The sequence below is a fragment of the Kitasatospora sp. NPDC050463 genome, assembly GCF_040655255.1.
In the GTDB taxonomy this organism is placed as follows: Bacteria; Actinomycetota; Actinomycetes; order Streptomycetales; family Streptomycetaceae; genus Kitasatospora.
Map to the genome: position 1 here is coordinate 55,625 of NZ_JBFAJO010000058.1, position 7,581 is coordinate 63,205.

6 protein-coding genes are annotated in these 7,581 nt (G+C 73.6%); 3 read left to right on the forward strand and 3 right to left on the reverse strand.

Annotated elements, in window-relative coordinates; translation table 11 throughout:
- Positions 1-222: 222 nt before the first annotated feature.
- A complete protein-coding gene (locus AB0J08_RS29950; RefSeq protein ID WP_360640974.1) occupies positions 223-807 on the forward strand; it encodes a SigE family RNA polymerase sigma factor in 585 nt (194 codons plus the stop codon).
- Positions 797-2,053, forward strand: a complete 1,257-nt coding sequence (locus AB0J08_RS29955; RefSeq protein WP_360640975.1) for a hypothetical protein — start codon at positions 797-799, stop codon at positions 2,051-2,053. The genes AB0J08_RS29950 and AB0J08_RS29955 overlap by 11 nt, the downstream gene beginning before the upstream one ends.
- A 49-nt stretch (positions 2,054-2,102) precedes the next feature.
- Here the strand turns inward: AB0J08_RS29955 and AB0J08_RS29960 are convergent, their stop codons facing one another.
- From AB0J08_RS29960 to AB0J08_RS29970, 3 genes are all read right to left on the reverse strand, one after another.
- Positions 2,103-2,804, reverse strand: a complete 702-nt coding sequence (locus AB0J08_RS29960; RefSeq protein WP_360640984.1) for an aspartate/glutamate racemase family protein — start codon at positions 2,802-2,804, stop codon at positions 2,103-2,105.
- A 119-nt stretch (positions 2,805-2,923) separates the two neighbouring features.
- Positions 2,924-4,798: a CocE/NonD family hydrolase gene (locus tag AB0J08_RS29965; protein ID WP_360640976.1), complete on the reverse strand. Its 1,875-nt coding sequence runs from the start codon at positions 4,796-4,798 to the stop codon at positions 2,924-2,926.
- Between the two features lie 257 nt (positions 4,799-5,055).
- Positions 5,056-6,012, reverse strand: a complete 957-nt coding sequence (locus AB0J08_RS29970; RefSeq protein ID WP_360640977.1) for a hydrolase — start codon at positions 6,010-6,012, stop codon at positions 5,056-5,058.
- 363 nt (positions 6,013-6,375) lie between these two features.
- Between AB0J08_RS29970 and AB0J08_RS29975 the strand changes: the two genes are divergently transcribed.
- Positions 6,376-7,416 (forward strand): HoxN/HupN/NixA family nickel/cobalt transporter, encoded by a 1,041-nt coding sequence (locus AB0J08_RS29975; protein WP_360640985.1) that lies wholly within the window; start codon positions 6,376-6,378, stop codon positions 7,414-7,416.
- The last annotated feature ends 165 nt before the right edge of the window (positions 7,417-7,581 follow it).

A 7,581-nucleotide genomic window follows, 5' to 3' on the forward strand; every position in this document is an offset into this window, starting at 1 on the left:
CGACGAGGGGCGGACTCGGCTGGTTCGCCACCGAATCGGCCGGTCCCGGGCACCGTGATCGTGCACGTGCGGCTTTCGGCGCCGCCTGCCGGAAAGCGCTGTGCCCGCGCCGCCCGCTCCACCGAGGAGCGGCCGTACCGCCCACGGCCGGCGCGGGGCGGCCCTCGAAGACCGTCGTCCGCGAGCTGCCACATGACGGGGGGTCAACGGCGTTAGAAGGGCATGGACCACATACCGAGTGCGGACGCCCCGGCCGAGGGGGCACCGCCGGATTTCCCGGACTTCGTCGCGTCCCGGGGGCGACAGCTGCTGCGCACCGCCTTCCTGCTGACCGGCGGTGACGCGCACCTGGCCGAGGACCTCGTCCAGGAGGCGCTCGGCCGGATCTTCGTGAAATGGCGCCGGATAGCCCGGCTCGACAACCCCAGCGGCTACGCCCAGACCGTGCTGGTCAACACCTTCCTCTCGCACCGGCGCCGCCGCAGCAGCTCCGAGCGGGTGGTGGACGCCGTCCCCGAGATCGCCGTCGACGACCCGGACCCGGCGCTGCGGCTGACGTTGCTGCGGGCACTGGGGGAGCTGTCGGCCCCGGACCGGGCCGTGCTGGTCCTGCGGTTCTGGGAGGACCGCAGTATCGAGGAGACGGCGGCCGTACTGCGCCTGAGCAGCACGGCCGTGCGCTCCCGGAGCAGTCGGGCGCTGGCCCGGCTGCGCGACAGAATCGGCGACGACTTCGCCGCCGTCCGACCGGGGCCGGGTGAGTCGGGCCCCACCACCGAGAAGGCGAAGGTTCGCCATGCCAGTTGACGACGAGTTCGAGGACGGCCGCACGGACGCCTTCGGGGACGACTTCGCCCGTGCGCTGCGCGGTGCGGCCGCCCTGGCGCCGGCACCGGCGCTGCACGCGCTGACCGCGGGGGCCGAGCGGCGCGGCCGGCGGTGGCGGAACCGGCGGCGGGCGCTGGTGGCCGGCGGGTTGGCGGTGCTGATCCTGGCCACCGGGGGCTTCGTGGTGGGCGCCGGAGGGCCGGACGTGGCCGTGCCCGCGGCGCCGGCGGTGCCGATGACCGCCGAGGAGGTGGTGGAACTGGCGAGCGGTCTGCTGCCGCCGGGCACGGTGGTCCGGGTGATGCACTCGGAGACACCCGGCGTGCTCGGGGGCACCGGCGGCATCTACCAGACCAGGGGCACGCTCCTCTTCGACGACGGCAGTGGGGCGAGCATGATCTCCTACACCGTCGACCGCACCGAGCTGACCCCGGACGCGGGCGCCGTCTGCATCGACCCGTTCGGCACGCCGCAGGACTCCTGCGAGAGGACCAAGGCTCCCGACGGGTCCGTGCTGGTGATCGACAAGCTCCGGGGCCGGGACAACCCGGCCCAGCGGGAGTGGCGGGCGACCTGGGCGGCGCCGGACGGCCGCCGCATCATGATCATCGAGCACAACGGCCAGCCGTCCGCGTCCAATCGGGAGAACCCGCCGCTGGACGCCGAGCAGCTGCGCACGCTGGTGACCGCGCCGGCCTGGCAGCGGGTCTTCGACGCCCTGCCCGCGCGGGCCAACCCGCCCAAGCCGCCCAGCCCTTCGGCCCCGCCGGCCGCCGACCGGACACCGTCGGCGGCCGAGCTGCTCGCCCGGCTCGCCCTGCTGTTCCCGCCCGGCGTCACGCAGACCGCGGTGGAGGGTGGGGAGGGTGCCAACGCGCTGGTGACCTTCGAGGACCGCACCAGCCTGCTGTCGGTGCACGTGGGGCCGCCCGGCGCGCGGGGGCTGGAGGACCGCAGCGCCGTGCTGTCGAGCCCGCCGACGCCGCTGGAGGTGCGGGAGCAGCTGGCCGACGGGACGCTCGTCGTGGTCAACCGGTTCGGGAACGGCAAGTCCGCCGTCGATCCGGTCCTGCACTGGACGGCCGAGGTGTACTACCCGGACGGCCGGCAGGTGAGGCTCTACGAGCAGAACGGCGAGAACGGCTACACCGCCCGGCCCGGCACGCCCGCGTTGAGTCTCGACCAGCTCAAGGCGATCGTCGTCGATCCCGCCTGGCGGTCCTGACCCCCCCGGGCCCGCGCCGCCGCACCGGGGACGGCGGCGCGGGCCCCGGCTAGCGTCCGCCGTCCGCGAGCGCCGCCTCGACGGCGGCCTCGGCGTGCAGCCGGGCGGTCGGGAAGAGCGGCACCGGGCTGTCCTCGTCGCCGACCAGCAGCTCGATCTCGGTGCAGCCGAGGATCACGCCCTCGGCGCCGGCGGCGACCAGTTCCTCGATCACCCGCCGGTACCCGGCGCGCGACTCCGCGCGGACGACGCCCAGGCAGAGCTCCTCGTAGATCACCCGGTGGACGAGGGCGCGCCCGTCCGTGTCGGGGACGAGGACGGTGAGGCCGTGCGCCTCCAGCCGGCCCCGGTAGAAGTCCTGCTCCATGGTGAACGCCGTCCCCAGCAGGCCGACCCGGCGCAGCCCGGCGGCCCGGACGGCGTCGGCGGTCGCGTCGGCGAGGTGGAGCAGCGGGACGGAGGCGGCCGCCTCGACCTGGTCGGCCACCCGGTGCATGGTGTTGGTGCAGATCAGCAGCAGCTCGGCGCCGGCCGCCTCCAGCGAACGCGCCGCGTCGGCGAGGACTTCGCCGGCCTCCGCCCAGCGGCCCTGCGTCTGAAGGCGTTCGATGTCGGCGAAGTCGACGGAGTAGAGCACCAGCCGGGCGGAGTGCAGCCCGCCGAGCCGCTCACGGGTGAGCCGGTTGAGCGCCCGGTAGTACTCGGCGGTGGACTCCCAGCTCATGCCACCGATCAGGCCCAGTGTCTTCATGGGCATATATAAACACTTCTGGGATGCGCGCGAAAGGTCATAAGGATTACTTTGGTGCCTTCGTAGGCCGCAGTCATGACATCCGCAGTAGCCCGGATGTCCGTTTCCGTGGGGCCGGACTACGAGCCGTCCCGGGGGATCTGCTGCTGCCAGTCGCGGGTGAAGACGACGTCGCCGGCTTCGAGGGCGGTCAGGTGGGTGCGGGCGAGGAAGTGGGTGCGGGTGCAGCGCAGTTCGGTGCGGGTCTGGAGGGTGATGTCCCAGCCGATGGCGGGGCGTTCCAGGCGGACGGTGCGGTCGCTGCGGGCCTGGGCGCTGGTGGGGGCGCCGGTGAGGATCCGGTAGACGGTGACGGTGTGCTCGGCGTGGACCAGACCGTCGGGGTGGGTGCGGGTGCCGTCGGTGGCGGGGGAGAGTTCGGTGCGCCACTCGTGGCGGGCGACGTCGTGGACGGTGAGGCGCTCGGGGCGGGCGGTCAGCGGCTCGGTGACGTGGACCGGCGGCGGGAGCGGCAGGGTGGGGGACGCGAAGACGACGGGGGCCGCGCCGGCGTCGGCGGCGAGGTGGCGGACGGGGAGGGTGAGGGTGCTGTGGGAGGGGTCGAGCCCGAAGCCGGCGGGCGCGGGGGCGGGCCAGAGCCACGGCCAGTAGCCGGAGGAGAGGGCGAGCCTGAGGCGGTGTCCGGGTGGGACGGTGTGGCCGGCGGCGGCCAGTTCGACGGTGACGTCCGGCGTCGGCGGGGTGGTGAGCAGGGCGCCCCGGGCGACCAGGGTGGAGGTGCCGTCGGGGGCGACGTCGCAGAGGCGGGCGACGACCGGGCCGGCGTCGGCCGAGGGGCGCAGGCGCAGCCGCAGCGAGGGGGCGCCGAGGAGTTCGAGCGGTTCGGGCAGCGGCTGCGAGTCGAAGCAGACCGAGCGCCCGTCCTCCTCCCGCTGGTCCGGCGGCCGGTCGGCGGGGCGGCCGAGCGGGACGTACGCGCCGGCGTTGAGGCCGGTGTGCTGGGGGGAGCGGACGTGGACGTGGCGGTCGTCGGAGGCGGTGCCGGCGGTGCGCAGCGGGCCGTCGAGGCCGTAGCGGACGGGGCGGACGTCGGGCGAGGGCCAGGGGTCGTCGGCGGTCCAGCGGGTGCCGATCCAGCTACGCAGGGCCGGGGTCCGGAGGGCGCCGCTGTCGAGGCCCTTGAGCCAGTGGTCCCACCAGCGCAGGGTCTCCGGCAGGACGTCGTCCGGGAGGCCGTGCGGCCAGGGGCCGAGTACGGCGCGGACCGGGACGCCGCCGCCCCCGGCGGCGAGTAGGCGCAGGAGGGCCGTGCAGGACGGGTCGCCCCAGCCGGCGATGGCGAGGGTGGGGACGGCGGCGGTGTCCGGCAGGGCGCCCCATTCGGGGGCGAGCCGGGTGGGGAAGGCCGGCTCCAGGGCGTCGAGCCGCTCGCGCCACATCGCCCGCCAGTCGTCGCCGACGTACTGCGGGTCCGGGGGGAGGGCCGCGTCGGCGAGTCGGGCGGTGGCGCGGGTGTGCAGGTCGGCGGCGAGGGCGGCGCCGCCGAGCCGGTGGCCGCCGTCGGGGCAGGCGGTGACCACGGCGTGCACGGCGTCCGGGGCGTGGGCGGCCAGCCGCAGGGCGGTGGCCCCGGCCGCGCCGGTGCCCAGCAGTCCGATCCGGCCGTCGCACCAGGGCTCGGCGGCGAGCCGGTGCAGGAGCTCGGCGCCGTCGGCGAGTTCCTGCTCGCCGTCCTCGTCGCCGGGCCGGCCGCCGGAGTTGCCGTGGCCGCGGGCGTCGACCCGGACGGAGACGTAGCCGTGGCCGGCGTACCAGGGGTGGCGGCGGGCGTCGTCGGCGGCCGTCCGGTCGGTGAGGCGCCCGGTGGAGTACTCCAGCACCACGGGGACGGGGTCGTCGGTCACCGGACGCCAGAGGCGGGCGTGGAGCTCGGTGCCGTCGGGCAGCGGGACGCGTGCGTCCTCGCGGACGGTGCGGAAAGGGTGCGAGGGCATGGCCGCTCCCATCGAGTCCCGGATCGGCGGGGCCCCGGTGGCGGGTCCCGCTCGGCGGGCCACGGTGCGGGGCGGGCCCGGGGGCCCGCCCGCGCCGCAGGCGTCAGCAGTCCGACCCTAGGGGAGGATGCCGTCGGTGTCCTGATGAGGGCAGATGCCCTGGTGAGGGCCGGTGTCCTGATGAGGGCCGGTGTCCTGATGAGGGCCGACGCCCCGGTGACGAGCGCGGGGGCCGGGGCGGGAGGGTGCCCGGGGGGTCACGCCTTGCTGAGCCAGGCGGTGGCGTTGAGGGCGAGTGCGGCGTTGGTGCCCGCCGGGTCGTTCCAGCCGTCGTAGAGGGTGTTGCCGGACTGCCCGGTGCCGTCGTCCGCCGGGGAGCTGTCGCCCCAGATCGCGACCCGGCCGCTGCCGTAGCCGCTGGTGACGAAGAAGGCGCCGGTCGTGCCGCTGTAGCCGGTCCGGTAGAGCAGGCCCTTGACGGAGGGGTTGTCGGCGGGCTTCAGGGTGAAGGTGGTGCCGGCGCGCAGGATCGAGCCGGTGACGGTGCCGAAGGGCCCGTGCAGGACGGGGTCGGCGGCGTCGTTGACGGCGCGCGGGTTGTCGGTGGAGATGTTCTTGACGTCGACGCTGAAGCCGAAGGGGTCGTTGTTGTTCACCCCGTTGTTGGTCAGCAGGTCGTTGATGACGGCGGGGGAGTCCCAGCCGTCGTTGTTGCGGTCGCTCTGGTTGTGGTCGGAGATGAGGAAGAGCCCGCCGCCGTTCTGCACGAAGCGGATCAGCGCGGCCTTCTCGGCGGAGCTGAAGCGGATGTTCGGCTCGGGCACCACGAAGGTGTCGAAGTTGGCGAGGTCGAGCGCGGCCCCGGTGCCGTAGCTGATGGTGGAGCCGGCCGGGAGGGTCTTGAGGCTGTACTGGCCGGTCTTCTGCAGGGCGACGCCCCAGGCGGAGAGTGCGCCCGTCCAGCTCTTCTCGGTGCTGGGGCTGGCGTTCTGGGCCAGCGGGTCGGGCTGGCTGGTGGAGATGATCCAGTCGGCGTTGCCCGCGGTCTCGGCCTTGCTGTTGTCGAACAGCACGCGGTGGGGGGTGGTGGTGGCCGCCGCGGTGGGGGCGGGGGTGGTGCCGGGAGCGGCCGTGGCGGTGGGGGCCAGGCCGGTGAGGCCGACCGCGAGGAGGGCCGGTGCGGCCAGTGCGGCAGCCATTCTCATGCGGATCATATGCCGTTCCTCCGTGGGGAGTTGAGGTTTCGGCGCCCGAGTATTCGCGCGTAGAACCTGAGTATCCGCGTGGTGGCGGGGCGGTGAAAGCCTTCGGAGGTTACAAAGATTTGTACGGTACATGACGATCTCCGGGAGGAAGGGGGTGCTTCCGGAACGCGCCCCTCGCGCGCCGCCGCGTACTCGACCGCCCCCCGTCCGCATCTGCGCATGACTTGCAAGTACTTGCTCACCGAGGGAAGGATGGCCCAGCTCCGCACGCTCCTCCGAAAGGACGACACGGTGTCCAGCCCCGCCGCAGGTGCCACCGCCGTCAGATGGCGCGACCGGCTCACCCGTGAGGAATGGGTGCGCCTGGCCGGTATGGGCGGCTTCATCCTCGCGCTGCACGTGATCGGCTGGTTCACCCTCCTCGCGGTCATCGCGCCCGAGCACTACGACGTCGGCGGCCAGGTGTTCGGCGCCGGCATGGGCCTCACCGCCTACACCCTGGGCATGCGGCACGCCTTCGACGCGGACCACATCGCAGCCATCGACAACACCACCCGCAAGCTGATGGGCCAGGGCAAGCGGCCGCTCTCGGTCGGCTTCTGGTTCTCGCTGGGCCACTCCTCGATCGTCTTCGGCCTCTGCGCGCTGCTCGCCTTCGGCATCCAGTCCCTGGCCGGGCAGGTGGAGTCCGACGACTCCACCCTGCACGACACGACCGGTCTGATCGGCGTCACCGTCTCCGGAACGTTCCTGCTGCTCATCGGCCTGATCAACCTGGGCGCCTTCAACGGCATCCTCAAGGTATTCCGCAAGATGCGCGAGGGCGAGTTCGACGAGGCCGAGCTGGAGGAGCAGCTCGACAAGCGCGGCTTCATGAACCGCATCCTGGGCCGGGTGACCAGGGCCGTCACCAAGCCCTGGCACATGTACCCGGTGGGTCTGCTGTTCGGCCTCGGCTTCGACACCGCGACCGAGGTCTCCCTGCTGGTCCTGGCGGGCGGCGCGGCCGCGTTCCAACTGCCCTGGTACGCGCTGCTGGTCCTGCCGGTGCTGTTCGCGGCGGGGATGAGCCTGCTGGACACCATCGACGGTTCGTTCATGAACTTCGCCTACGAGTGGGCGTTCTCGAAGCCCGTCCGCAAGATCTACTACAACCTGACCGTCACCGGTCTCTCCGTGCTGGTCGCGCTCGTCATCGGCTCGATCGAGCTGATCGGGCTGCTCGGCGAGAAGCTGGAGATCACCAGCGGGCCGGTCGCCTGGATCGGCGAGCTGGACCTCAACTTCGTCGGCTACGCCATCGTCGGCCTCTTCGTGCTCACCTGGGCGGCGGCGATCGCCTACTGGAAGCTCGGCAGGGTCGAGGAGAAGTGGTCGGCGGGTCTGGCGGCCGCGACGGAGAAGGCCGAGTAGGCGGACGGGGCCGAGTGGGCGGAGCAGGCCGCGTGGTGGCGGCGGCCCGGTAGGCGGGACGGTGGGCCGGCCTCTCGTCGGGCTCGGCTAGCCGACCGTCGACACCCCGGAGGCGAACGTGCACTGCACCAGCCCGGACGGGCGCGTGTACGTCGGCTGGCTTCC

Excerpts from the sequence above, each read along its gene's own strand:
- AB0J08_RS29950 (WP_360640974.1), top strand. The coding sequence starts at position 223 with ATGGACCACATACCGAGTGCGGACGCCCCGGCCGAGGGGGCACCGCCG.
- AB0J08_RS29955 (WP_360640975.1), top strand. The coding sequence starts at position 797 with ATGCCAGTTGACGACGAGTTCGAGGACGGCCGCACGGACGCCTTCGGG.
- AB0J08_RS29960 (WP_360640984.1), bottom strand. The coding sequence starts at position 2,804 with ATGAAGACACTGGGCCTGATCGGTGGCATGAGCTGGGAGTCCACCGCC.
- AB0J08_RS29965 (WP_360640976.1), bottom strand. The coding sequence starts at position 4,798 with ATGCCCTCGCACCCTTTCCGCACCGTCCGCGAGGACGCACGCGTCCCG.
- AB0J08_RS29970 (WP_360640977.1), bottom strand. The coding sequence starts at position 6,012 with ATGATCCGCATGAGAATGGCTGCCGCACTGGCCGCACCGGCCCTCCTC.
- AB0J08_RS29975 (WP_360640985.1), top strand. The coding sequence starts at position 6,376 with ATGGGCGGCTTCATCCTCGCGCTGCACGTGATCGGCTGGTTCACCCTC.